The sequence below is a fragment of the Pseudomonas rhodesiae genome (genome assembly GCF_013285305.1).
In the GTDB taxonomy this organism is placed as follows: Bacteria; Pseudomonadota; Gammaproteobacteria; order Pseudomonadales; family Pseudomonadaceae; genus Aquipseudomonas; species Aquipseudomonas rhodesiae.
This window is the reverse complement of the sequence record NZ_CP054205.1, coordinates 4755728-4779663: the sequence shown is the minus strand read 5'-3', so window position 1 is coordinate 4779663 and position 23936 is coordinate 4755728. Positions and strand designations below refer to the sequence as shown.

Sequence of the window (23936 nt, the reverse complement as noted above, 5' to 3'; positions counted from 1 at the left end):
CGCTAAAAAGGCGCGGCAGTATAACCCGGCGCGGTGGCCGATACACCCGACTATGGTCAAACTGTGCCGAGCGTGATTCCCTGTGTGCGCCTTTTGATGCGAGATGTTCCATGCCTGAACTGCACGTCGGCGAACGCCATTGGTCGGTACCTACCGGCAGTAACCTGTTGGATGCCTTGAACCAGGCGGGCGTGGCCGTGCCTTACAGTTGCCGGGCCGGCAGTTGCCATGCGTGCCTGGTACGGTGCAAGGGCGAGGTGGATGATCGCCAGCCGGAGGCTTTGAGCCCTGCGCAACGTCAAGACGGCTGGCGCCTGGCGTGCCAATGTCAGGTGAGCGGGGACGTGCAGGTCGAGACATTTGATCCGCTGCGCGATGGCGTAACGGCCCAGGTCGTGGCGACAGACTGGTTGACCCCGAGCGTTTTGCGCCTGCGCGTGCAAGCGCAACACAACCTGCGTTATCGGGCCGGGCAGCACCTGGTGCTGTGGGCGGGGCAGGTGGCGCGGCCGTATTCCCTGGCGAGCTTGCCCCAGGAGGACGGGTTCCTGGAGTTTCATCTCGATTGCCGCCAGCCCGGTCAATTCAGCGATATCGCCCGCCAGTTGCAGGTCGGCGAGCATTTGGTCCTGGGCGAATTGCGCGGCGGCGCCTTGCACTATGACCCTGATTGGCAATCCCGGCCGCTATGGCTGTTGGCCTCGGGGACAGGGCTGGGCCCTTTGTGGGGCGTGTTGCGCGAGGCGTTGCGCCAGGATCATCAAGGGCCCATCCGCGTGATTCACCTGGCCCATGACGCCAACGGCCATTATCTGGCCGAACCCCTGGCGGCGCTGGCCGCCCGTCACCCGCAGTTGACCGTGGAGCTGTGGGCCGCGGCTGAGTTGACCCAGGCATTGGCGCAACTGCGGCTTGTTTCCCGGCAAACCCTGGCCTTACTCTGCGGGAGTCCTGCCAGTGTCGAAGCGTTTTCCAAGCGTCTGTTCCTGGCCGGGCTGCCGCGCAATCAACTGCTGGCTGATGTGTTCCTGCCCCGTGGTTGAGCGCTGAATTCCACCGCCGCGAGACTCGCCATGACCGACGCCATCCTCCTGCAACGTGACGGCGGGCTGCTGACCCTGCAGCTCAATCGCCCGGACAAGAAGAACGCCCTGACCCGCGCCATGTACACCCGCTTGGCCGAGGCGCTGGAACAGGCCGATGCTGACCCGCAGATCAATGCCGTACTGATCCAAGGCAGCAGCGAATGCTTTACCGCCGGCAACGACATCGGCGACTTTCTCGACCAGCCGCCCAGCGACTTGGACACCCCGCCGTTTCACTTTATGAAGAGCCTGCTCAACTGTCGCAAACCGGTGATCGCCGCTGTGGCCGGGGCGGCGGTGGGCATCGGTACGACCCTGCTGCTGCACTGCGACCTGGTGTACGTCAGTCGTGATGCGCATTTGCGCATGCCGTTCGTCAACCTGGGGCTGTGCCCTGAGTTCGGTTCCAGCCTGATCCTGCCTCGATTGCTGGGGCACGCCAAAGCCGCCGAGCTGTTGCTGTTGGGCGAAGGGTTTACCGGTGAGCAGGCCGCCGCATGGGGCATCGCCACCGAAGCCTTGGGCAGTGGTGAGGCGACGTTGGCCAAAGCCAGGCAAATCGCTGAGCGTTTCGACACCTTGGCGCCGGGCGCAGTGCAGATCACCAAGCAATTGATGAAAAGCGTGGACCGCGAGCAGTTGCGTCAGGTGATCGAAGAGGAGGGGGCGTTGTTTACCCAACGGTTAAGGTCGCCGGAGGCGATTGCGGCGTTGTCCGGGTTCGTTACTCGACGCTGATCGTAAGCAAGGCCTTCTATCACGAAAAGCAAAAAGCCCCGTCACTTGCATGACAGGGCTTTTGTTTTCAGCGACCGATCACTCAGACCATTGGGTCGCCAACGTGCAGGATCTTCATGCCGTTGGTGCCGCCGATGGTGTTGTAGCTGTCGCCCTTGGTCAGGATGACCCAGTCGCCTTTTTCCACAACGCCGCGCTTGAGCAGCTCGTCGATGGCCGCCTGGCTGACTTCATGGGGTGGCAACGACGCCGGGTCGAACGGTACGGTGTAGACACCCCGGAACATGGCCGCGCGGGCCTGGGTTTCGCGGTGCGGGGAGAACGCGTAGATCGGTACCGATGAACGGATGCGCGACATGATCAACGGTGTGTAGCCACTTTCGGTCAGAGCGATGATCGCTTTCACGCCTGGAAAGTGGTTGGCGGTGTACATCGCAGCCAGGGCGATGCTCTGGTCGCAGCTTTCGAACACTTTGCCGATGCGGTGACTGGAAGTCTTGCTGGTCGGGTGCTTTTCGGCACCTACACAGATACGCGCCATGGCCTGGACGGCTTCCAGTGGGTACGGGCCGGCGGCGCTTTCGGCCGACAGCATGACGGCGTCGGTGTAGTCCAGCACGGCGTTGGCCACGTCGGACACTTCGGCGCGGGTCGGCATCGGGTTCTGGATCATCGACTCCATCATCTGGGTCGCGACGATCACCGCTTTATTGTGGCGACGTGCGTGCAGGATGATTTTTTTCTGAATACCGATCAGTTCGGCGTCGCCGATTTCAACGCCCAGGTCGCCACGGGCAACCATCACGGCGTCGGAAGCCTTGATCAGGCCGTCGAGGGTTTCGTCATCGGCCACGGCTTCGGCGCGTTCGATCTTCGCCACCAGCCAGGCGGTACCGCCGGCCTCGTCGCGCAGCTTACGGGCGTATTCCATGTCAGCGGCGTCGCGTGGGAAGGACACTGCGAGGTAGTCCACTTCCATTTCGGCGGCCAGCTTGATGTCGGCTTTGTCTTTTTCGGTCAGGGCCGGTGCGGTCAGGCCACCACCGCGACGGTTGATGCCTTTATGGTCCGACAGTGGCCCACCGATGGTCACGGTGCAGATCAGCTCAGTGCTGGTGGCGGTGTCGACGCGCATGACCACGCGGCCATCATCCAGCAGCAGCTCGTCACCGACGCCGCAGTCTTTGACCAAGTCCGGATAGTCGATACCCACGACTTGCTGGTTGCCTTCGGTCAGCGGGTGGCTGGTGGAGAAGGTGAAGGTGTCGCCGATCTTCAGTTCGATTCGCTTGTTGGCGAATTTGGCGATACGGATTTTCGGGCCTTGCAGGTCGCCCAGCAACGCCACGAAACGGCCGTGCTTGGCGGCGAGATCACGCACCAGCTTGGCGCGAGCCTTGTGCTCGTCGGGGGTGCCGTGGGAGAAGTTCAGACGGGCAACGTCCAAACCAGCCAGAATCAGCTGTTCGAGGACTTCCGGCGAATTGCTGGCCGGGCCAAGGGTGGCGACGATTTTGGTACGACGGACGGACATGCACGGACTCCTGAGTTCAAGCGCTGAGGAAGGCTACTATGCTCTTTCGTTGTAGTCATTGTTCGTTTGCACTACTTATCGAACATTCACTTGTTTTGGCGGCGGGCTAAAAGATGAACGACCTTGAAGATTTTCGACGAAGGGTCGATACACTCCACAAGACAGGAGAACCCTCATGCGAATTTTGCTCGTTGCTGCCCTGGCCGTCAGTGTTGTCGGCTGCACCCGCTGGTCGATGGACCATCATTTGAATAACGCCTACCGGGCTTATGGGGTCGGTGATTGCCAGCGCGTCACCCTGGAATTGTCCCAGGTGGACCGCGAAAGCCGCAGCCGTCGGTACGTGCAGCCGGAGGTCTCGATGTTGCGTGGGCAGTGTCTGGAACGGCAGAAATTGTTCGTCGATGCCGTGCAAACCTATCAGTTCATCATTACCCAATACCCTTCCAGCGAGTACGCCTACCGCGCCCGCGCGCGGCTCGACACCCTGCAACAACTGGGGCATTACCCCGGCGCCAGTGCTGCTCAGCCACGTCCTGCGTCCTTGTGAGGATATTTACCGTGGGTTAACTGGCCCGTTGCCAGTCTTGGGCTATCCTTTGGATGATCGTTTGTACAAGTTTCTATTCGAACGAATGAGGGGCCCGGATTCGGCGGCTGTCTAGTGCACAACGCAGTGTGTTGTCACACCGAGATCCAGGGAGAGCGAGCGTTTATGCTCGTTCCGAATCACTGGCACGGCCAGAGTCATGGCCACTGGATGGCGATCTCACCATGTTTACCGACCGACGGATCGAGCGGCATCAATTACCGAGTTTCTTGCAAGTGTTTAACCGTCTTACCGACAAGCCCATTGGTTTTCTGGGCAATGCCTCGGAAGACGGACTGATGTTAATCAGCCTGTTGCCCATGATGATTGATGTGGATTTTGAGCTGCGGTTAAAGATTCCTGCGGCGGATGGCGACTTTCATGCCATTGATCTCACCGCGACGTGTTTGTGGAGTCATGAAGACATCAACCCGCAGCACTACGATTCCGGCTTTCGCATCATCAGCGCCAGTGAGGAATATGGGCAATTAATCAGCGTTTTGATGCATTACTTCAGCTTTGATCCTTTGCAGGCGTCTGCCTAGCGCTAAGCGTTGTCGGCTCGGCATGGGCTTCAGAGCCCCTGTCGTGCCGAGCACAGCTTTTAGAACACACCAGCTTTCTTCCAACCCAGATAACGAGTCACCAGGGCCGCGCCCATCTCCGAAGGCAAGGTATCCAGTACCGACAGGCCATGTGCGCCCAACCGGTCATGCAATTCGTCGCGTCTGGTGAGGTAATCCACCGTGCCGCTGTAGGCCAGGGCCTCAGGTAAGGTTTGCACGGGGGACTGCCGCAATTGGTCCAATACCTCCTCGCGCAAACTGGCCACCAGCACTCTATGTTGGCGGCCGATACGTTTGACGGCCGCCAGCAGCGCTTCATCGTCCTCATCCCGCAGGTTGGTGACGATGATCACCAACGCCCGACGCTTTTGCCGAGCCAGCACTTGGTTCGCCGCTGCGAGGTAGTCGGCCGACCGGCGGGTCGTGTCCAGGTCGTATACCGCATTCAACAACAGATTCAACTGGCCGCTGCCTTTAACTGGTGCCAGGTAGCGGGGCTGATCGCCAGCAAACGTGCATATCCCCACCGCATCGCCCTGGCGCAAGGCGACATAGCTGAGCAGCAGGCAAGCATTGAGGGCATGGTCGAAATGGGACAGTTCATCGTCCTGGCTGCGCATGCGGCGGCCGCAATCGAGCATGAACACGATCTGTTGGTCGCGTTCGTCCTGATACTCCCGGGCGATCGGTGTGCGTTGTCGCGCGGTGGCTTTCCAGTCGATCTGACGCAGGCTGTCGCCTTCGCGAAATTCACGTAATTGATGAAACTCCAACCCCAGGCCGCGTCGTTGACGCTGGCGAACCCCCAGCTGGCTCAGCCAGTTATCCACACCCAGTAATTGGGCGCCGTACAACCGGGCGAAATCCGGGTATACGCGGGTGACATCCTGGGTTTCGATAAAGCGCCGTGCCGACCATAACCTCAAAGGGCTGGGGATATGGATTTCACAGCGGTCGAATGGGAAGTGGCCACGGCGCAAGGGGCGCAGGCGATACCCCAGCTCACTGCGTTCACCGGGGCGTAGTTCGATGGTTTGGGGCAGGTTGTCGACGCTCAGCCCATCGGGAACATGGTCGAACACCTGCACCGTCAGCGTTTGTGCAAAGGCGTGTTCCAGGCTCAGGCGAACGTCGCCCCAGCGTCCCAGCGCCAGACTGCCGGGCATTTGCCGTTGCAGGCGCGGGGTAGGCCGGTGGCGCAGGCGCAGGGCATCCAGCAGGGCAAGCAGTAACAATGCCAGGAGCAAGCCCCAAGCCACCGAGTGGAGTGTGTCGGGCACCTTCAGTTGCAGCGCTGCCGTGGCACCCAGCAGAATGCTCAGGCCCAGCAGCACGCTGAGCCAGATCAATAGCAGACGGGTCGGTTTCATGGGCGACTCATTGCCGTGGAGCCGGGATCTGGTCCAGCAGTTGCTTGAGTACCTGGTCGACTTCCAGGCCGTCGATATCCAGTTCTGGCGCAATACGTACTCGATGACGCAACACCGCCAGGGCACACCCTTTGATGTCATCCGGAGTGACGAACTCGCCGCCGCGTAGCAAGGCTCGGGCACGGGCGCCACGCACCAACGCGATGGAAGCTCGCGGCCCCGCGCCCATGGCCAGCCCTGGCCAGCTTCGGGTCGCTCGCGCCAGGCGCACGGCATAGTCGAGTACGTGTTCGTCCAGGGCCAGTTCGCTGGCGACCTGTTGCAGTTGCATGACATCGTCGGCCTGCAGCACGGTGCGCAAGGGTTGCACATCCAGCATATCGGCCCGCGATGAACGCGTGACTTCGCGCACCATATCCAACTCCTGCTGCGCTTCTGGATAGTCGATGCGCACTTTGAGCATGAAGCGATCCAGTTCCGCCTCCGGCAGGGGATAAGTCCCTTCCTGTTCGATGGGGTTCTGGGTGGCCAGTACCATGAAGGGCTGACCGATGGGCAGCGCCTCGCCTTCCAAGGTCACTTGCCGCTCTTGCATGGCTTCGAGCAGAGCGGCCTGGGTCTTGGCCGGGGCGCGGTTGATTTCGTCGGCCAGTAACAGGTGGGTGAAGACCGGGCCTTTGCGCAGCTTGAACTGTTCGGTGTGCAGGTCATACACGGCATGGCCGGTGACATCGCTGGGCATCAGGTCCGGCGTGAATTGGATACGCGCGAAATCGCCATCGAAGCAGCGTGCCAATGCACGTACCAGTAAGGTCTTGCCGAGGCCGGGTACGCCTTCGAGCAATACGTGGCCGCCGGCGATCAGGGCGGTGAGCACATCATCAATGACCTGATCCTGCCCAATAACGGCCTTGCGCAGTTCGACGCGCAAGGCCTGGGCCTGTTGGCTGGCGCGATGCAGGGTTTCGCCGGTCAGGGCGGTGGCGCTTGGAAAATCGCTCATAGGGCATTCCTGAGGGTTTGCAGGCATGCCACCTGCCGGCTGAAATCGGCGCTGGAAAGCCGCTTTTCCGGGAGTGGGCCGAGGGCCTGGCTGATGACATGAGAAGGTTGATGCGTCAGGTGTTCGAGCACCTGCCACTGTTGTGCATCATCAAGGTGTTCGAAGCCGGGATGGCGACGCCTGGCGGCGCGCAGGATATCCCGTTGCAAGGCCTGCACCAGCGTGCGTTGGCCATTGCGGCGCAGTAGGAAGTCGGCGCTGGCTTTCAGATGTTCCTGCAGTTGCCGACGAGCCTTGGGCGCGGGTGCCTGGATAGGTCCCTGGCGCATACCCGCGTGCCACAGGGCCAGGGCGATCAAGGCCGTCAGCGCTACCAGTGCCTGGGGGAAATAGCGCAGCAGCAGGCTGAACAGATCGTCCACATCACCGTTGGCCAACAGAGTCACGGCCGTGCCCTGGGTCAGGTACCACAGCAGCCAGGCATTGTCGTGCTTACCGAAATTTGCGGTTTTCCACAGGTCGCTGTCGGTGATCACGGTCACACGACCCTGGCCGAGGTCGAGTTGCATCAGATGACTCGACCGGGCGCTGTTGGCGGAAAATTGCGCCAGATGCTTGGGGTCGGTGAGGTTGAAAGCGGTATCGAAACCGAAATAGGCCGGGGCGGTTTCATTATCGATATAGAGCCTGGTCAGGTCGGGTGTTTTCTTTTTGCGCGCTGGCGCGGGCTCTTCGGGCTCGTCGCTGAGCACTTGGCGTATCTGGAGGCGGTCGAGTAAGAGATCGCCACTTTTGCCGGTTTCTTCATCCCACAGGGCTTCTGCTACCACCAGCAGGTGGCCGCCGGAGCGGGTCCAGTCCAGCAACTGCTCAACCTGACGGGGAGACATATTGCTGCGCTCCGTCAGTAGCAGAAGACTATGGTGTTCAGACGGGAGGTCGGCCAGGCGATCAAGGCCAAAGGCATGGTCCACGGGCAGGCCCTGCTTACGCAGAAAGTGCTCGGCGGCCAGATAAGGGTTGGCTTGCGCTTCAGGGGAAGGCCCGCGGTCGATTACCTCGTCGTAGGGCGTGGCTTTGCTCCAGGCATAAAAACCAGCCGCTGCGAGTAAACACACCAGCAGTAGCCCTGCCCACATTAAAAGCCGGTTCATTGGGGCCCCCCCGAACTGAACAGGGCACGCCAATCGCTGCAGAGTTTTTGCTGGATCGTGGTGGGTGGAAGGCGGTGGCCGTAAGCGAGGTTCTGCCAGTGCCGGGTCAGTTCATCACTGAAGGCCAGCAATTGCGGCTGTTCCAGTTGGTGAACGCGTTCCAGCACTTGCCCTTCGGTGTCGGCACTTTTAAGGGGGAGGTTGAAATCATGCAATAAACGGCTCAACAGTCCGCGATAAAGCAGACCGAGAGCTTCCCTGGGCTGGGTGGCCCAAAGTTGCTCGGCGGTGCTGGCAATATCCGTGGGCAAGGTCTCGGCGCCCAGCGCCAGGCCGAACAGTTGCGTGGGGGCAGGCTTGACGACTTTGGGGCTGGCAGGCGCGCGCCGGCTGACAAAAGTGCGCAGCCAATCACGATAGCGCCACGCCACTAGGGCCAGGCCGCCAATCAGCAGGCTCCATAGCAGTACCTCCAAGGCCTGGGCAAAATGCTTGAAGGTATCGCTGTTAAGGTTGTCCAGAAGCGCTTGTAGCCACGCTGGAAGTTTGCTATCACCGCGGTCCTTGTTCTTTACGGTGGGTTTGTCATCGCCAAAGCGATAACGGGTGACGGTTTCCGGGTTCTTGAACGGGGGCTTGTCCAGCAGCGCCTTGACTGACTGGCTTGCACTCTGAGTGCTCAGCGGCTTCGATTCATCGGCCATGGCGGGCGGATTGACGGGTAGGAATGTCAGCCCGATCACCAGCAATAACAGAGGGGCCGCTGTGCTCAGCCGTTGGCGCAGACGCCGGAATACCAGTTCCAAATCCCAAGCCTCCAGCACGGTTCGGCGGTTGAGATAGAGGCTGAAACCACAGGCCACATAGATCGGTTCCCAGAACACCAGTATCAGGGCATAAAACGCGTTACTCAGATGCTCCAGCCACAGCCCTTCAGAACTGGTGGCCAGTATGAGCCGCTGCCAATCCCAGTTCTGCTCGACGTTTTGCGGAATGAAGAGGTAGAACAGGGCCATGCAACCGAACCAGAGCCCGATTTCCAGATGCACTCCAACGGTGGTCAGCCAGCGCGCGGCGCCGGCGTCACGCTGTTGCAAAACGCCCAGGCGCTTTTGACGCGCCTGGCCATCCAGACCTTCCAACTGGCTGACCGGCATGACGAAGCTGCGGCTGAGACTGAGGCGGCGCCAGGTCAGGCTGGCCAACAATTGCCCCTTGAGCAGACGCGGCCACTGGCGTACCGCCTGTTTAAGGCTGGGCGTGTCACCGAACAGCGCCTTTGACAGGATATAGAGCGGCAGGCGATCGAATGCCGGCTTGAACCACCAGAACAGAAATATGGCGGTGGAGGGGTACTTCCACAGCGCTGCGCTGAGCAGAATGAACACCGGCAAGGTCACCAGTGCCCAACTGGCGGTCAGTAATAAACGATGTTCCCTGGCCATCAGGACACCAAGGTCCATGGCTTCCCAGGCGGTACGCGGGCGAATCGCCACGCTGGCATCACTCAGGCGCATGTTGAGTCCGCCCTGCAAAGACCAGGTACGCCGCGACCAGCAGCCACAATACGGCGCCCACCAGGTATTTGACCCATGCCGCGATGACCGTGGTGGATGACCAGTAGGCTTCAATGAACGCGGCAAACAGCAGGAAGACCATGACACCACAGAGCAATTGCACGCTCTTATGTGCCGCGAGCCTCAAGGATTCCCCCCGCGTCAGTCGCCCCGGCGAGATCAGTGCCCAGCCCAGTTGCAAACCCGCTGCCCCGGCGAGGGCAATGGCTGTCAACTCGAACGCACCATGACCGATGACGAATGACCAGAAGGTCTGCCCGTAACCAATCTCGGTCAGGTGTCCGGACACCGCGCCGATGATCAGCCCGTTGAAGATTAGGAAGAACACGCTGCCCAGGCCAAACAGCAAGCCGGCGGCGAATGTCTGGAAGGCGATGCCAATGTTGTGCATCACGTAATAGCCGAACATCATCCAGTCCTCGCTCGATGCACGCTCGGCGGCGCGGCCCAGGCGACTGGCATCGGGGTCGTACATGTCCTGCATCTCAGCCACCTGCTGGGGGCTGATGATGCTGTAGATCAGTTCGGGAAACAGGTAGACCAGCAGCGCTATGCCCAGCAGGCTGCCAAAGAACAGCACGCTGGCCACCGCTACAAAGCGCCACTGTTCGCGTACCAGCCGCGGAAAACCGGCCAGGACAAAACCCAGCACGCTGGCGCCCAGTTGGCTGCGATGACGATACAGTTGCTGATGGCCGCGCAGGGCCAGTTGCTGCAGCGGGTCCACCAGATAGCTGCTGTAGCCGCGCTCCTGAGCCAGCGCCAAGTGCTGGCAAAGGCGCCGGTATTGATGAGGGAAGTCGGCAACATCGCTCGCTTTAGCCGTGCCTTGTTCCAACCGATTGAGTTGTTCGGCAAAAGCTTGCCATTGGCGTTGGTGACGGCTTTCGAACAGGCTCTGCTTCATGTTGGCCCCAGGAGGCCGCGGGCCACGCCATTGAGTTGTTGGGCCGCGCGAGCTGGGGAAACCTGCAGGGACGGCGCGAGGATAGCGGCCAGTTCGTGTACCCGTTCAGCGGACAATTCACCCTGGCGTTCGGCAAAACCCAGAATGGCCCGTTGTTCATTCAGGTCCAGGGCAAAGGGCAGGCGCAGGGCTGCCGCCTGAGGAATCTGAGGACGTGGTAGAGGGCGTTCGCGGTAGACCACCAGCGTGCCGGCGGCGAGGTCGCCGAGGCGTTTGAAATGGGGATGTTGCAGGCAGCTGATGGCGCCAAGAAAGTAGCCAAAAGGCAGCATGTCGACAAATCGCAGCAGGTTGCGGATCAGCGAGGCCGACCAGCCGACGGGTGTGCCATCGTCCTGTACCACGCGCAATCCCATGACTTGCTTACCCGGCGAACACCCTTGGTTAAGCACTTCGAACAGCACCATGTACCACCAACTGACCAGGAACAGCAGCAACGCGCCGAGGCCGAGACCTACATTGCCGAGCAACGCCAGCGGCACCATGAGCACGCCCATGATCACGCCGCGCGCCAGCAGGTCGAAGGCAAAGGCCAATACCCGGGGTACCAGGCCGGCCGGGCGCAACGGTAGGTCGATACCTTCCGGGGTTTCGATCTGGTAGCGCGTATCCAGTGGGGTTGATGGCATTGCGATCCTTGGCAGTGCAGAGCGGCTGGGAGAGACGGATGCTAGCAGTGTCGGCGATGGAAGCAACCATTCAAGATTTTGCTGGATGTTTATACAGTTAAATTGCTGCTGGCCGCGGATGTGGTTCCACGCCTAGACTTTGTCGATCTTCAGTACAGGAACAGCCCGTGACCTCCATTTTCTGGTACGACTATGAAACCACCGGCATCAATCCGCGCAGTGATCGCCCTCTTCAGGTAGCCGGAATTCGTACGGACCTCGAACTCAACGAGATCGGCTCTGCGCTCAATATTTATTGTCAGCCCGCCGACGATATCCTGCCTCATCCCGCTGCCTGTGCGATCACCGGTATCACCCCGGCGATCCTGGCGCAAAAGGGCTTGGCCGAGGCCGACTTCATGACCCGTGTACACGCCGAGCTGGCCGCTCCTGGGACTTGCGGCGCTGGCTACAATACCTTGCGGTTCGACGATGAGATGACGCGCTACAGCTTGTATCGCAACTTTTTCGACCCTTATGCCCGCGAGTGGCAGGGCGGTAACAGCCGCTGGGACCTGATCGATGTGGTGCGCACCGCCTACGCTTTGCGCCCGGATGGTATCGAGTGGCCGCAGCAGGACGGGCGCGTGACCCTCAAGCTGGAACGCCTGACTGCGGCCAATGGAATCGACCATGGCCAGGCCCACGATGCGTTGTCTGATGTGCGCGCCACTATTGCTCTGGCACGGTTGGTCCGCGAGAAACAGCCCAAGCTCTATGATTGGCTCTTCCAATTGCGCAGCAAGCAACGGGTGATGGATCAGGTGCGCCTGTTGCAGCCGATGCTGCACATCTCCGGGCGGTTCTCCGCCGAACGCCATTATTTGGGCGTGGTATTGCCTTTGGCCTGGCATCCGCGCAACCGCAATGCGTTGATCGTCTGCGACCTCGGGCTCGATCCGCAGGGGCTGCTGGACCTGGATGCCGAGACCTTGCGTCAACGCCTTTACACCCGCCGGGACGAGTTGCCCGAAGGTGAGCTGCCGGTGCCGCTCAAGCTGGTGCACATCAACCGCTGTCCGGTGGTTGCTCCGCTCAGCGTGCTGCGCCCCGAAGACCGTGAACGCCTGCAATTGGACATGGAGGTCTGCCAGGCGCGGGCGCTGCGGCTATCTGACGCACAAGAAGTTTGGCGCGATAAGTTGGCGGCCATTTATGCACAGGAAGAATTTTCTTCGACGACAGACCCGGAACAGCAGTTGTATGACGGTTTTATTGGTGATCGTGATCGACGCTTATGTGAACAAGTCCGCTTGGCGGAGCCTGCTCAATTAGCGCGTCAGCAGTGGCCGTTCGATGATCAGCGGTTGCCTGAATTGTTGTTCCGCTACCGTGCGCGTAACTTTCCCGACACCCTGAACAATGAGGAGCAACAGCGCTGGAAACTTTTCTGTCAGCAACGATTGTCCGACCCTCAATGGAGTGCGCCAATTACCTTGGATGCATTTAAGCAGGCCAGTCAGGAGTTGGCTGTAAATGCGACACCGTTTCAGCAGCAGGTGCTGGTGCAGTGGCAGGAATATGCTGATGCTTTAGCGACTCGTGTGAATCTGTAGTCGATTTCGCGCAATAGTGCGTGCAATAAAAAAACGCCAGCAAGCTGGCGTTTTTAATGTGTTGCTTATCTGGCATGAGCCCGGTGAGCTTAGCCCAGCAGGGTAGCCCAGCCTTCAACCACGTCACCGCCCCACTTGGCTTTCCACTCTTTCAGCGTTTTGTGGTTGCCACCTTTGGTTTCAATCACTTCGCCGTTGTGCGGGTTTTTGTATTGCTTGACCTTGCGCGCACGCTTGGTGCCGGTAGTTTTCACGGCGCCGCGAGGAGCTTTAACTTTCGAATCCGGATCCAGCAGCGCGATGATGTCACGCAGGGATTTGGAGTATTCGCCCATCAGGGTGCGCAGCTTGCTTTCGAATTCCATTTCACGTTTCAGGCTGCCATCTTTTTCCATGGCTGCCAGTTGGGCTTGCAGCTCTTTGATGGCTTCTTCTTTGGCACGGTATTGGGTGATCAGAGACATGTGGCTACCTTATGTAGAGCGCTGATTGACAGGGAGAGTGGCCCAATAATAGTCAGGCGGTTTGTCCAAGTAAACATTTAAGCATGCTTTTATGTGAATTACTTTGAGTGTTTGTAGTGCAGCCCTGCAATCGAGTTATTTAAAAAGGACGTAATGCTAAACATCAGACCTGTGAGACTCCTAGGGGCACTCCATATGTAGTCCTGATTCATATAAAGGTGGTAAAAGCATAGGGCATTAAGGGGCAAAGCCAGGCCGACCATCAGAATAAACGTTAACCAATACTGCAGTTTTTCTTCGCAATCGCTAGAATGGCGGCCTTTGCGAAGTTCTGGAGTTCCCCCCTAATGCGCACTTTTCGGCTGGTGATTGCTTGCCCGGACCGGGTCGGCATCGTTGCCAAAGTCAGTAACTTTCTGGCCTCCCATAACGGTTGGATCACCGAGGCGAGCCATCACTCGGACAACCTCAGCGGTTGGTTCTTCATGCGTCACGAAATACGTGCCGACACGCTGCCCTTTGGTCTTGAAGCCTTCCGCGAGGCCTTTGCGCCGATCGCAGAAGAGTTTTCGATGACCTGGCAGATCACCGACACCGAGCAGAAGAAACGCGTGGTGCTGATGGCCAGCCGCGAATCCCACTGCCTGGCGGATCTGCTGCATCGCTGGCACAGCGATGAGCTGGACTGCGAGATCGCTTGTGTGATCTCCAACCATGACGACCTGCGCAGCATGGTCGAGTGGCATGGCATCCCTTATTACCATGTGCCGGTCAACCCGCAGGACAAGGAGCCGGCGTTCGCCGAAGTGTCGCGCCTGGTCAAGCATCATGACGCCGATGTCGTGGTACTGGCGCGTTACATGCAAATCCTGCCGCCGGAACTGTGCCGCGAATATGCCGGCAAAGTCATCAACATCCACCATAGCTTCCTGCCGTCGTTTGTCGGGGCCAAGCCTTACCATCAGGCCTCCCTGCGGGGGGTGAAGTTGATTGGCGCAACCTGCCACTACGTCACCGAAGAGTTGGACGCCGGCCCGATCATCGAGCAGGACGTGGTGCGCGTCAGCCATAGCGACAGCATTGAAGATATGGTGCGGTTCGGTCGCGATGTCGAGAAGATGGTTCTGGCCCGTGGCCTGCGCTACCACCTCGAAGATCGCGTATTGGTGCACGGCAACAAGACCGTTGTGTTCTGATTCAAGCGCGGATTGAATATCGAAGGGTCTGGGCGTTAAATCGTTCCAGGCCCTTTTTATTTATCCGCACGTCAGGACTGCACCATGACCGACCCACTCGATAAAGCCACCTCCAAAGCGCCTGCGACGTTGGGCGAGGGATGCTTGAGTCGCTACGATCCTGATGCGCTGGATGCCGAAGACGGTACCGAGTTTCCAGGGGCGGCTCAGTTGTGGGAACAGATGCAGGAGGCAGAGAAGCTGCCCGCGTCTGATCAGCAAGATTCTTGAACATTCGTCCCGTCGCCATGGCGGGGCATTACGGCTGGGTTGCGAGCCAGTCCACTTTGGTCAATGGCGTACGCCCCGTCTGCAGTAGGTGTTGCAAGGTATCGAGCCAATAGCGACGAGCACCTTCGTGACGCAGGTCGACCGGATGCACGCCTAGGCGAATGACCGGTGCCGACCGCCAGCGCCGTTGCCGTTGATCGCTGAGATGTTTGGACAGGCTTCGGCGCCAAGCGCTGCGGGCGCTCCACACCAAACCTGGGGCGCCGACGCGGGTAAAGTCGGGCAGCCGATAAAGCTGTTGCGGGTCGCTGGTGTAGCTCAGCGGCAACTGGCGCAAGGCGTCCTTGGTACCCTGGCTCATCAGCCAGGCCGGAGCGACGAACCCATGCAGAGGCCAGTCGTTGCGTCGGAAGACCTCGATGCCGTCGCTTAACCGCTGCAGGGCCTGGGCCTCTGACAACTGGTAAAACTCTCCCTCATGGGTATAGATGCGGCGCATGAACCAATCTTTGGGCGTACGCGGTGGCGGCTGGTCGTCGCTATGGAAATAGCCGTGCAAGGCCAATTCATCGCCCTTGGCCACGCGGCGGTCCAACAGGCGGCGAAATTCGGCGTGGTCGGCCAAGGTGCCGTGATGATGGAAATCCGGAACCACCAACCAAGTGATGGGGATGTCGCCCAGAGCGTCCACCGCCTCCACAAAGGGGCGATAGTCGGACCAGGTTTGCGGGGCCACATCGTGCAATACCAGCACTACCGAGCGCTTAACCATGGGCAAGCATCGGTTTGTGGCTATCGAGCACCGCGTAGTAATGGCCCAGCAGGCTCTCGACCACGGTGTCCCACGCATACTGCTGCTCCACATGGCGTCGAGCCTGTACGCCGAGACGCTGAGGATCGCGGCTGAACAACTCGCGCACCGCATCGGCCATCGCTCGTGGATTGTTGGGGGCGCAGAGCAAGCCGCAATGCTCGTCGACGATTTCAGTGAAGGCACCGGCGGCCACGGCGACCACTGGTATGGCGCAGGCCATGGCCTCAAGAATGACCAGGCCGAACGTTTCCTGATCGCCGCCATGCAGAAGGGCATCGGCACTGGCCATTAAACGCGCGACTTGCGATGCCGGCTGGAAGCCGTCGACCACGGTGACATTCTCCGGCACCTTAGCCGGCATGCCGGACCCCACCAGCAACAGGTGATACCGATCTCCCAAGCGCTTCATACACTTAAGCAGCACCGGCAGGTTCTTCTCCTTGGAACCGCGCCCGGCGAAGATCAGCAGTCGCGTATCTTCAGCGATTCCCAACTCAGCGCGTAAGCCGGGGTCGCGTACCTGCGGGGTGAACGTCTGCAGATCCACACCCAACGGCTGCACAAAGACGTTTCTGACGCCCAACTCCATGAGCTTGTCGGCCATGACCTGGCTGGGCGCCAGTACTCGGTCAAAATTCCCATAGAGTTTGCTGACATAGGCTTCAACATTTGGCGTGAACCACGGCCCCATGCGGTTGCTTACCAGCAACGGCAAGTCGGAGTGATAAAAGCCGATAACCGGCACGTCAAGCTGGCGCCTGGCATCCAGAGCGGCCCAGGCCGTGAGATAGGGATCGCCGACCTCGATCAGATCGGGCTGTAAATCGTGCAGGACATTTCGCCATGGCGTCAGCCGCAGCGGGAATCGATAACCTTTGCCGAAGGGCAGGGCAGGTGCGGGTACCTTGAACACCCCATCCTGTTCGCTCAAGTGGGCGCCAGGGATCAACAGGCTGTGGCGAATGCCAGGTTTGAGGGTCAGGCGCCGGTGCTTGGCGTCCAGGTAAGTGCGTACGCCGCCACTGGCCGGGGCGTAGAACATGGTTATGTCGGCGATATGCACGATGAACATCCCTCCTATCCAGGCTCTCCTAACGTGGACATTAGGCAAGAATAGATGTTCGGTTGGGATGTTGGGTGCGGCGTTTTGCCTTGCTGCCACCCTGGGAGGCGGTATGAGCCGCTGCCCAGGGCGAGAGCTGTCAGATGCGGAAGCTACCGACCAATTGCTTGAGCCGTGCGGCCTGTTGCTCCAGGTCGGTACAGGCGCGCAAGGTCGATTGCAGGTTTTCCACGCCTTCCTGGTTGAGGGTGTTGATCTCGGTGATGTCCATATTGATCGACTCCACCACCGACGTCTGTTCCTCGGTAGCGGTAGCGACCGATTGGTTCATGCCATCGATCTCGCCGATGCGCTGGGTCACGCTGTTGAGACGCTCGCCGGCCAGGTTGGCGATTTCCACGCTGTCATGGCTGTGGCGCTGGCTTTCGCTCATGGTGGTCACCGAATCCCGCGCGCCCACTTGCAACTCTTCGATCATGGTTTGCACCTGTTGCGCCGATTCCTGGGTGCGATGGGCCAGGTTGCGTACTTCATCGGCTACCACGGCAAACCCGCGCCCGGCCTCTCCGGCACGGGCGGCTTCAATCGCGGCGTTCAACGCCAGCAGGTTGGTTTGTTGAGAGATGCTGGTGATCACCTCAAGAATCTGGCCGATATTCACGGTTTTGCTGTTAAGTGCTTCGATATTGCTGCTGGAAGCGCTAATCATCGAAGAAAGATCCGTCATGGCTTTGATGTTGCGTTCGACCACCTGCTGACCATCTTCCGCCAACTGCCGCGCATCGCTGGCCTGGTTAGAGGCCTGCGCTGCATTGCGGGCGATCTCCTGGGCGGCTGCACCCAGCTGGTTGATGGCGGCCGCTACGCTATTGGTGCGGTTGGCCTGCTCGTCGGAGTTGACCATCGACGAATTGGAGGCACTGACCACCCGTAGCGCCACCTCGTTGACGTGTTCGGTGGCCGAGGACACTTCGCGAATCGATGTGTGAATCCGCTCCACGAAGCGGTTGAATGCATTACCCAGAGTGCCGAATTCATCGTGATTCTGGATGGTCAGACGTCGTGTCAGGTCACCCTCGCCGTCGGCGATATCCTGCATCGCGCGGGTCATCACATGCAGCGGTTGCAGCAGCACACGGATCAGCATGCCAAGCAGAGCGATAATGATGGCCACCGCAATGAGGGTGGCGATCACTGCCGACGTGCGGAATTCGCTGAGCATGGCGAAGGATTTGTCTTTATCCACCGAGATACCCAAGTACCACTGCACTGACGGCAAGCCTTTGATCGGCGTGAAGGTCACGATGTTGTCTTTGCCGTTGGCTTGGACTTCGCTGAAGTCGCGGCTGATCTTGGGTGTATTTTTCGGATACAGATCGGCCAGGGTTTTCATCACCAGGGTTTTGTCCGGGTGCACCAGCACTTTGCCGTCGGCGCTGACGAGGAAGGCATAGCCCATGCCGCCGAAGTCCAGTGCGCCAATGGTATCCACCAGGGTTTGCAGGCTCAGGTCGCCGCCGACCACGCCGATGCTTTGGCTGCCCTTGCTGCTGGGGGTGGCGATGGAAATGATCAATTGCCCGGTCGCCGCGTCGATATAAGGCTCAGTCAGGGTTGAACCGTTGCTGCTTTGCGCGCCTTTGTACCAGGGGCGCACACGTGGGTCGAAGCCATCCGGCATTTTGGTGTCGGGGCGGATGGTGAACGCGCCCTGGCTGTCGCCCACGTAGGTGGCCATGAACGAGGACGTCAGGGCTTTCTGTTCCAGCAGGCTGGCGATGACACCCGGTTCCGGATTGATCGCGATGTTCTGGGCGGCGTTTTCTACCAGGGCAATACGCCCAGTCAGCCAGGTTTGGATGTTGCTCGCGGTGACATCGCCCATTTCATGCAGGTAATTGTTCAGATCGTCGCGAATGGCGTTGCGTTGCAGGTAGTCGTTGTACAACGTGAATAACGCAAAGGCGGCGATGACGATAAGGGAGGCTGCAAGCAGGATTTTGTGGCTGAAACGCAGGTTTTTATTCATGGCTTGTAGGGTCCGCTAAGGTCTTTATATCCAAAGCGCGTCCTTATGGGATGCGCGAAATGACAGTAGGAAAAAAGGTGTGCTATTTGTTGTCGCAGTTCCGTGGTCCCTGTGGGAACTATCTGACCTATTTTTCGACTTTATGGGTCTCACTCTGTCTGTATCGACCTTGCCGCATTAAAGATTAACCTTAGGTGACGAAATGCCTGACTCCACGCAACTTCTTATCGGCGCTGACCTGTCCGGCGATCCTATTGCCCAGGCCATGCGCCTGGCTAACCGGCACGGGCTGATTGCCGGCGCTACCGGCACGGGCAAGACCGTCACACTGCAGCGCTTGGCCGAAGCGTTCAGTGATGCGGGAGTGGCGGTGTTTGCTGCAGACATCAAGGGCGACCTCTGCGGCCTGGGGGCGGCGGCAAACCCTCAGGGCAAGGTGGCCGAGCGTATCTCCGGCATGCCCTTCCTTAATTACACCGCCAAGGCTTATCCGGTAACGCTGTGGGACATCCACGGTCAGTCCGGTCATCCTTTGCGCACCACTATCAGCGAAATGGGCCCGTTATTGCTCGGCAGTCTGTTGGAACTCACCGACAGCCAGCAATCGGCGTTATACGCGGCGTTCAAAGTGGCAGATCGCGAAGGCTTGCTGCTGCTGGATCTGAAAGATCTGAAGGCGCTGCTCAACCACCTGCGCTATCACCCCGAGCTGTTGGGCGAAGACGCGGCACTGCTGACCACCGGCTCCAGCCAGGCCCTGTTGAGACGCCTGGCGGTGCTGGAGCAGCAGGGTGCCGAGGCATTGTTCGGCGAGCCGGCGTTGCAGCTTGAAGACATCCTGCAACCCAATGCCGATGGGCGCGGCCGCATCCATCTATTGGATGCCAGCCGCCTGGTGCATGAGGCACCCAAGGTGTACGCGACATTCCTGCTGTGGCTGTTAGCCGAGTTATTCGAGCAACTGCCGGAGCGCGGCGATGCGGACAAACCGCTGCTGGCGCTGTTCTTCGATGAAGCGCATTTGCTGTTCGCCGATACGCCCAAGGCCTTGCAAGAGCGTTTGGAACAGGTGGTGCGGCTGATTCGCTCCAAAGGGGTAGGGGTGTACTTTGTCACACAATCCCCAGGTGACCTGCCCGACACCGTGCTCGCACAATTGGGCCTGCGGATTCAACATGGATTGCGGGCGTTCACCACCAAGGAGCAGAAGTCCCTGCGGGCGGTGGCGGAGGGTTTTCGACCCAACCCGGCGTTTGACGCCTTGTCGGTGTTGACCGAATTGGGTACGGGTGAGGCGTTGGTGGGCACTTTGCAGGAAAAGGGCACGCCGGAAGTCGTCCAGCGCGTCTTGGTGGCGCCGCCGCAATCGCGGATCGGCCCGTTGAGCGAGGTCGAGCGCGTAGCACTGGTTGCCGCGTCGCCCTTACTGGGCCGCTACGACAAACCGATTGATCGCGAGTCGGCCTATGAAGTGCTGATGGCACGCAAAGAGCTAGGGCCGACTGAAGACGCCGGCCAGACATCTGAAGCGCCAAGTTTTACCGACAGGGCAGGGGCGTTTCTCGGCACGGCGGCGGGCAAGGCGCTTAAATCGGCGATGCAGCAGGCGGCCAATCAAATGGGGCGGCAGTTGGTGCGAGGGTTGCTGGGCTCGCTACTGGGGGGGAGCAAACGCAAATAGATGTTCAGGGTTTGGGCTTGGCGTGGGCAGCCAACCGCTCAAGGGCGCCGCGCAAACCCGGATCGCGGATGCCCTCGGCCGTGGCCTGAATGCTTTCGGCCGCGTTCACCGACAGGTCGTGCGAGTGCACGGCAGTACTTGGCTGGACAGTCGGCGGCTGCACTTTGAACTGGATGCGCGTCAGGTTGGCGAACTCATCGAACGCCATCAACTGACGCTGCAGGCGTTTTTGCTGATAGCGCAAGCGAGTGGCCCAATGGCCATCAGTCACGATCAGCAGCAGGTTGCCTTCGCGCCAAGAGGCGACACGGCAATGCTCGCGTGCAGCCGGTTGCAATTGACTTTCCAGCAGACGCTGCAACAGGCCCAAGCGTTGGGCATGGCCGAAAATGGCTTTCAACGGTTTGGCTTCGCGAAGCAACACGCCGGGGGCGCGGGCGGCGACAGGGCGAAATGCCATGATTGGACACCTAAAGTAACAGAGCCGCCATCTTAGCAGAAAGCGCCGACCGGCCCTCAGGCCCTGCGTCGACGACACTTAGCCAACGAAATCAATCGGTAACTTCTGCGCCCGATGGGTTGAAGTTCGCGTAAAAGCCCTTATTTTAAACAAGCCCTCTCACCGCCCCATGCCTGCATCGGGGAACAACGCCACTTTCCTCACCCACGATTCCGGGTAGAATGCGCGTTCGCATGCGGCCGTGAGGGCTGCTCGGGCCACTGACGGTGCGCCCTCCATCCCTATGTGTGGAAGAACCTGCCGATATGTTTGCGCCTTTGTTAAAGAAACTTTTTGGAAGCAAGAATGAGCGCGAAGTCAAACGCATGCTCAAGACGGTGCAGCTGGTCAATGCCCTCGAAGAGCAGATGGTTGCTCTTTCGGACGAGCAATTGCGCGCCAAGACCCAAGAGTTCAAGGCCCGCATAGCCAAAGGTGAAACCCTCGACAAACTGCTGCCCGAAGCCTTTGCGGTCGCCCGTGAAGCCGGTAAGCGTGTCATGGGCATGCGCCACTTCGACGTCCAGTTGATCGGTGGCATGACCTTGCATGAAGGCATGATTGCCGAAATGCGTACCGGTGAAGGCAAGACCCTGGTAGCGACCCTGGGCGTTTACCTCAACGCGCTGTCCGGCAAGGGCGTGCACGTTGTGACGGTGAACGACTACCTGGCTCGCCGGGACGCCAACTGGATGCGCCCGCTGTATGAATTCCTCGGCCTGACCGTCGGCGTCGTGACGCCGTTCCAGCCGCCGGAAGAAAAACGCGCCGCCTATGCCGCCGACATCACCTACGGCACCAACAACGAATTCGGTTTCGACTACCTGCGCGACAACATGGCGTTCAGCATGGAAGAAAAATTCCAGCGCGAACTCAATTTTGCCGTGATCGACGAAGTCGACTCCATCCTCATCGACGAAGCCCGTACGCCGCTGATCATCTCCGGTCAGGCCGAAGACAGCTCGCGCCTGTACACCGAAATCAACAAGCTGATTCCGCGTCTGACCCAGCACATCGAAGAAGTGGAAGGCGTGGTGACCAAAGAAGGTCACTTCACCATTGACGAAAAGACCCGCCAGGTCGAACTCAATGAAGCCGGCCACCAGTTCGTCGAGGACATGCTCACCCAGATCGGCCTGCTGGCCGAGGGCGAGAGCCTGTACTCGGCACATAACCTGGGCCTGTTGACTCACGTCTACGCCGGCCTGCGTGCTCACAAGCTGTTCCACCGCAACGTCGAATACATCGTGCAGGACGGCCAGGTCGTACTGGTTGACGAACATACCGGCCGTACCATGCCGGGTCGCCGCTTGTCCGAAGGTCTGCACCAGGCCATCGAGGCCAAGGAAAACCTCAACATCCAGGCAGAAAGCCAGACGTTGGCGTCCACCACCTTCCAGAACTACTTCCGTCTGTACAACAAGCTGTCCGGCATGACCGGTACGGCCGACACCGAAGCGTTCGAGTTCCACCAGATCTACGGTCTGGCGGTGATGGTTATCCCGCCGAACAAACCGTTGGCGCGTAAGGATTACAACGATCTGGTGTTCCTGACCGCCGAAGAGAAATACGCGGCGATCATCAACGATATCAAGGACGGCATGGCCAAGGGCCGTCCGATCCTGGTGGGTACCGCTACCATCGAGACTTCCGAGCATGTGTCCAACCTGCTTAATAAGGAAGGTATCGAACACAAGGTGCTCAACGCCAAGTTCCACGAAAAAGAAGCCGAAATCATCGCCCAGGCCGGTCGCCCAGGCGCACTGACCATCGCTACCAACATGGCCGGTCGTGGTACCGACATCCTGCTGGGCGGCAACTGGGAAGTGGAAGTGGCATCCCTGGACAACCCTACCCCCGAGCAGATCGCCCAGATCAAAGCCGACTGGCAGAAGCGCCATCAGGCGGTACTGGAGTCCGGCGGTCTGCAGGTGATCGCTTCCGAGCGTCATGAATCGCGCCGTATCGACAACCAGCTGCGTGGCCGTGCCGGTCGCCAGGGTGACGCCGGTTCGAGCCGTTTCTATCTGTCCCTCGAAGACAGCCTGATGCGCATTTTCGCTTCGGATCGGGTGAAAAACTTCATGAAGGCCCTGGGCATGCAGTCCGGTGAAGCCATTGAGCACCGCATGGTGACCAATGCCATCGAGAAGGCCCAGCGCAAGGTTGAAGGGCGCAACTTCGACATTCGTAAGCAACTGCTGGAGTTCGACGACGTCAACAACGAACAACGTAAAGTGATCTATCACATGCGTAACACGTTGCTGGCCGCCGACAACATTGGCGAAACCATCGCCGATTTCCGCCAGGACGTGCTCAACGCCACCGTCAGCGCGCATATTCCACCGCAATCGCTGCCTGAGCAGTGGGATGTGGCCGGTCTGGAAGCTGCATTGAAGAGCGACTTCGGTGTGGATCTGCCGGTCCAGCAGTGGCTCGACGAAGACGACCACCTGTACGAAGAAACCCTGCGCGAAAAACTGATGGCCGAGTTGCTCGCCGCGTACAACGAGAAAGAAGAGCAGGCAAGTGCCGAAGCACTGCGTACCTTCGAGAAGCAAATCGTATTGCGCGTGCTGGACGACCTGTGGAAAGACCACCTGTCGACCATGGATCACCTGCGTCACGGCATCCACCTGCGTGGCTACGCCCAGAAAAACCCGAAGCAGGAGTACAAGCGCGAGTCGTTTACCCTGTTCTCCGAGCTGCTGGATTCGATCAAGCGCGATTCGATTCGCGTGCTCTCCCACGTCCAGGTACGCCGCGAAGACCCAGCCGAGGAAGAAGCACGCCTGCGCCAGGAAGCGGAAGCCTTGGCCGCGCGCATGCAATTCCAGCACGACGAAGCGCCAGGCCTCGATCAGCCGGAAGCGTTGGGTGAAGAGGTCGAAGTGGCCTTGGCGCCAACGCCGGTTCGCAATGAGCAGAAGCTGGGCCGCAACGAGCTGTGCTGGTGCGGTTCGGGCAAGAAGTTCAAACACTGCCACGGCGAAATCAACTAAGATTTTTGCCTGACGCTGCAGCACCCCGCGCCGCGACCGGCCTTTGCCGTCGCGGCGTTTTGCCATTAATTCCCACCGTCGATAGCGACGGCACAGACATCACCTTATTTT

Annotated in this window: 21 protein-coding genes and 1 pseudogene; 9 read left to right on the top strand and 13 right to left on the bottom strand. The window is 59.7% G+C overall.

Translation table 11 applies throughout. The features are described from left to right. The first annotated feature begins 110 nt into the window (after window positions 1-110). Both HRH33_RS21645 and HRH33_RS21640 read left to right on the top strand, forming a co-directional pair. On the top strand, window positions 111-1043 hold the full coding sequence (locus HRH33_RS21645; protein ID WP_167416657.1) for an iron-sulfur-binding ferredoxin reductase: 933 nt from the start codon (window positions 111-113) through the stop codon (window positions 1041-1043). Between the two features lie 30 nt (window positions 1044-1073). Further along, complete coding sequence (locus tag HRH33_RS21640; protein ID WP_167416658.1) at window positions 1074-1823, top strand: enoyl-CoA hydratase-related protein; 750 nt, start codon at window positions 1074-1076, stop codon at window positions 1821-1823. An 82-nt stretch (window positions 1824-1905) separates the two neighbouring features. Here HRH33_RS21640 and pyk read toward each other — a convergent pair whose 3' ends face one another. Continuing rightward, window positions 1906-3357 carry a pyruvate kinase gene (gene pyk, locus HRH33_RS21635; protein ID WP_034100233.1) on the bottom strand — a complete coding sequence of 484 codons (1452 nt, stop codon included), beginning with the start codon at window positions 3355-3357 and terminating at the stop codon, window positions 1906-1908. A 175-nt stretch (window positions 3358-3532) separates the two neighbouring features. Between pyk and HRH33_RS21630 the strand changes: the two genes are divergently transcribed. Together HRH33_RS21630 and HRH33_RS21625 are read left to right on the top strand one after the other, a co-directional pair. Continuing rightward, window positions 3533-3907 (top strand): tetratricopeptide repeat protein, encoded by a 375-nt coding sequence (locus tag HRH33_RS21630; protein ID WP_034100231.1) that lies wholly within the window; start codon window positions 3533-3535, stop codon window positions 3905-3907. A gap of 224 nt (window positions 3908-4131) precedes the next feature. Further along, window positions 4132-4491 (top strand): PilZ domain-containing protein, encoded by a 360-nt coding sequence (locus HRH33_RS21625; protein ID WP_167416659.1) that lies wholly within the window; start codon window positions 4132-4134, stop codon window positions 4489-4491. 59 nt (window positions 4492-4550) lie between these two features. On the opposite strand, the gene HRH33_RS21620 is transcribed toward HRH33_RS21625, so the two are convergent. Genes HRH33_RS21620 through HRH33_RS21595 form a run of 6 tightly spaced genes read right to left on the bottom strand, consistent with a single transcriptional unit; the run spans window position 4551 to window position 11212 of the window. Continuing rightward, the gene (locus tag HRH33_RS21620) at window positions 4551-5882 is read right to left on the bottom strand and encodes a DUF58 domain-containing protein (RefSeq protein WP_167416660.1); all 1332 of its coding nucleotides are present in this window, start codon (window positions 5880-5882) and stop codon (window positions 4551-4553) included. 7 nt (window positions 5883-5889) lie between these two features. After that, a complete protein-coding gene (locus tag HRH33_RS21615; protein WP_094065451.1) occupies window positions 5890-6885 on the bottom strand; it encodes an AAA family ATPase in 996 nt (331 codons plus the stop codon). Further along, entirely contained in the window at window positions 6882-8039 is a 1158-nt protein-coding gene (locus HRH33_RS21610) for a DUF4350 domain-containing protein (RefSeq protein WP_167416661.1), read from the bottom strand. Before HRH33_RS21610 ends, HRH33_RS21615 begins: the two co-directional genes overlap by 4 nt. Then, window positions 8036-9556, bottom strand: a complete 1521-nt coding sequence (locus HRH33_RS21605) for a DUF4129 domain-containing protein (RefSeq protein WP_167416662.1) — start codon at window positions 9554-9556, stop codon at window positions 8036-8038. Before HRH33_RS21605 ends, HRH33_RS21610 begins: the two co-directional genes overlap by 4 nt. Continuing rightward, window positions 9543-10523, bottom strand: a complete 981-nt coding sequence (locus HRH33_RS21600; RefSeq protein WP_167416663.1) for a stage II sporulation protein M — start codon at window positions 10521-10523, stop codon at window positions 9543-9545. Before HRH33_RS21600 ends, HRH33_RS21605 begins: the two co-directional genes overlap by 14 nt. After that, window positions 10520-11212: an RDD family protein gene (locus HRH33_RS21595; protein ID WP_034139148.1), complete on the bottom strand. Its 693-nt coding sequence runs from the start codon at window positions 11210-11212 to the stop codon at window positions 10520-10522. Before HRH33_RS21595 ends, HRH33_RS21600 begins: the two co-directional genes overlap by 4 nt. 167 nt (window positions 11213-11379) lie before the next feature. On the opposite strand from HRH33_RS21595, the gene sbcB reads away from it, so the two are divergent. Further along, entirely contained in the window at window positions 11380-12807 is a 1428-nt protein-coding gene (sbcB, locus tag HRH33_RS21590; RefSeq protein ID WP_034139147.1) for an exodeoxyribonuclease I, read from the top strand. 89 nt (window positions 12808-12896) lie between these two features. On the opposite strand, the gene mvaT is transcribed toward sbcB, so the two are convergent. Beyond that, window positions 12897-13271 (bottom strand): histone-like nucleoid-structuring protein MvaT, encoded by a 375-nt coding sequence (mvaT, locus tag HRH33_RS21585; protein ID WP_034100216.1) that lies wholly within the window; start codon window positions 13269-13271, stop codon window positions 12897-12899. Window positions 13272-13618: 347 nt separating this feature from the next. Between mvaT and purU the strand changes: the two genes are divergently transcribed. After that, a complete protein-coding gene (purU, locus tag HRH33_RS21580; protein ID WP_034100214.1) occupies window positions 13619-14467 on the top strand; it encodes a formyltetrahydrofolate deformylase in 849 nt (282 codons plus the stop codon). An 84-nt stretch (window positions 14468-14551) separates the two neighbouring features. Next, complete coding sequence (locus tag HRH33_RS21575) at window positions 14552-14737, top strand: hypothetical protein (protein ID WP_034100212.1); 186 nt, start codon at window positions 14552-14554, stop codon at window positions 14735-14737. A gap of 28 nt (window positions 14738-14765) precedes the next feature. Here the strand turns inward: HRH33_RS21575 and gpgD are convergent, their stop codons facing one another. The 4 genes and pseudogenes from gpgD to HRH33_RS26810 form a co-directional block, all read right to left on the bottom strand. After that, window positions 14766-15509: an N-acetylglucosaminyl phosphatidylglycerol deacetylase gene (gpgD, locus tag HRH33_RS21570; protein WP_167416664.1), complete on the bottom strand. Its 744-nt coding sequence runs from the start codon at window positions 15507-15509 to the stop codon at window positions 14766-14768. Beyond that, window positions 15502-16623: an N-acetylglucosaminyl phosphatidylglycerol synthase gene (gene gpgS, locus HRH33_RS21565; RefSeq protein ID WP_167416665.1), complete on the bottom strand. Its 1122-nt coding sequence runs from the start codon at window positions 16621-16623 to the stop codon at window positions 15502-15504. Before gpgS ends, gpgD begins: the two co-directional genes overlap by 8 nt. 130 nt (window positions 16624-16753) lie before the next feature. Further along, a complete protein-coding gene (locus HRH33_RS26815; RefSeq protein ID WP_375538189.1) occupies window positions 16754-17518 on the bottom strand; it encodes a methyl-accepting chemotaxis protein in 765 nt (254 codons plus the stop codon). Between the two features lie 93 nt (window positions 17519-17611). Beyond that, window positions 17612-18643 (bottom strand): annotated as a pseudogene (locus HRH33_RS26810) (HAMP domain-containing protein); the annotation flags it as partial. 202 nt (window positions 18644-18845) lie between these two features. Here HRH33_RS26810 and HRH33_RS21555 point away from each other — a divergent pair. Further along, complete coding sequence (locus HRH33_RS21555) at window positions 18846-20324, top strand: helicase HerA-like domain-containing protein (protein WP_167416666.1); 1479 nt, start codon at window positions 18846-18848, stop codon at window positions 20322-20324. Between the two features lie 4 nt (window positions 20325-20328). Here the strand turns inward: HRH33_RS21555 and HRH33_RS21550 are convergent, their stop codons facing one another. Further along, window positions 20329-20784 carry a DUF721 domain-containing protein gene (locus HRH33_RS21550; protein ID WP_034100204.1) on the bottom strand — a complete coding sequence of 152 codons (456 nt, stop codon included), beginning with the start codon at window positions 20782-20784 and terminating at the stop codon, window positions 20329-20331. Window positions 20785-21089: 305 nt separating this feature from the next. Between HRH33_RS21550 and secA the strand changes: the two genes are divergently transcribed. Continuing rightward, window positions 21090-23825 carry a preprotein translocase subunit SecA gene (gene secA, locus HRH33_RS21545; protein ID WP_167416667.1) on the top strand — a complete coding sequence of 912 codons (2736 nt, stop codon included), beginning with the start codon at window positions 21090-21092 and terminating at the stop codon, window positions 23823-23825. Window positions 23826-23936: the final 111 nt, after the last annotated feature.

What these genes read in the sequence shown, in the direction of transcription:
- HRH33_RS21620 (WP_167416660.1), bottom strand. Translation starts at nt 5,882, where the DNA reads ATGAAACCGACCCGTCTGCTATTGATCTGGCTCAGCGTGCTGCTGGGC.
- HRH33_RS21555 (WP_167416666.1), top strand. Translation starts at nt 18,846, where the DNA reads ATGCCTGACTCCACGCAACTTCTTATCGGCGCTGACCTGTCCGGCGAT.
- pyk (WP_034100233.1), bottom strand. Translation starts at nt 3,357, where the DNA reads ATGTCCGTCCGTCGTACCAAAATCGTCGCCACCCTTGGCCCGGCCAGC.
- purU (WP_034100214.1), top strand. Translation starts at nt 13,619, where the DNA reads ATGCGCACTTTTCGGCTGGTGATTGCTTGCCCGGACCGGGTCGGCATC.
- gpgS (WP_167416665.1), bottom strand. Translation starts at nt 16,623, where the DNA reads ATGTTCATCGTGCATATCGCCGACATAACCATGTTCTACGCCCCGGCC.
- HRH33_RS21600 (WP_167416663.1), bottom strand. Translation starts at nt 10,523, where the DNA reads ATGAAGCAGAGCCTGTTCGAAAGCCGTCACCAACGCCAATGGCAAGCT.
- HRH33_RS21575 (WP_034100212.1), top strand. Translation starts at nt 14,552, where the DNA reads ATGACCGACCCACTCGATAAAGCCACCTCCAAAGCGCCTGCGACGTTG.
- HRH33_RS21640 (WP_167416658.1), top strand. Translation starts at nt 1,074, where the DNA reads ATGACCGACGCCATCCTCCTGCAACGTGACGGCGGGCTGCTGACCCTG.
- HRH33_RS21630 (WP_034100231.1), top strand. Translation starts at nt 3,533, where the DNA reads ATGCGAATTTTGCTCGTTGCTGCCCTGGCCGTCAGTGTTGTCGGCTGC.
- HRH33_RS21615 (WP_094065451.1), bottom strand. Translation starts at nt 6,885, where the DNA reads ATGAGCGATTTTCCAAGCGCCACCGCCCTGACCGGCGAAACCCTGCAT.
- HRH33_RS21550 (WP_034100204.1), bottom strand. Translation starts at nt 20,784, where the DNA reads ATGGCATTTCGCCCTGTCGCCGCCCGCGCCCCCGGCGTGTTGCTTCGC.
- HRH33_RS21610 (WP_167416661.1), bottom strand. Translation starts at nt 8,039, where the DNA reads ATGAACCGGCTTTTAATGTGGGCAGGGCTACTGCTGGTGTGTTTACTC.
- mvaT (WP_034100216.1), bottom strand. Translation starts at nt 13,271, where the DNA reads ATGTCTCTGATCACCCAATACCGTGCCAAAGAAGAAGCCATCAAAGAG.
- HRH33_RS21605 (WP_167416662.1), bottom strand. Translation starts at nt 9,556, where the DNA reads ATGCGCCTGAGTGATGCCAGCGTGGCGATTCGCCCGCGTACCGCCTGG.
- HRH33_RS26815 (WP_375538189.1), bottom strand. Translation starts at nt 17,518, where the DNA reads ATGGTCAACTCCGACGAGCAGGCCAACCGCACCAATAGCGTAGCGGCC.
- HRH33_RS21645 (WP_167416657.1), top strand. Translation starts at nt 111, where the DNA reads ATGCCTGAACTGCACGTCGGCGAACGCCATTGGTCGGTACCTACCGGC.
- secA (WP_167416667.1), top strand. Translation starts at nt 21,090, where the DNA reads ATGTTTGCGCCTTTGTTAAAGAAACTTTTTGGAAGCAAGAATGAGCGC.
- HRH33_RS21595 (WP_034139148.1), bottom strand. Translation starts at nt 11,212, where the DNA reads ATGCCATCAACCCCACTGGATACGCGCTACCAGATCGAAACCCCGGAA.
- HRH33_RS21625 (WP_167416659.1), top strand. Translation starts at nt 4,132, where the DNA reads ATGTTTACCGACCGACGGATCGAGCGGCATCAATTACCGAGTTTCTTG.
- gpgD (WP_167416664.1), bottom strand. Translation starts at nt 15,509, where the DNA reads ATGGTTAAGCGCTCGGTAGTGCTGGTATTGCACGATGTGGCCCCGCAA.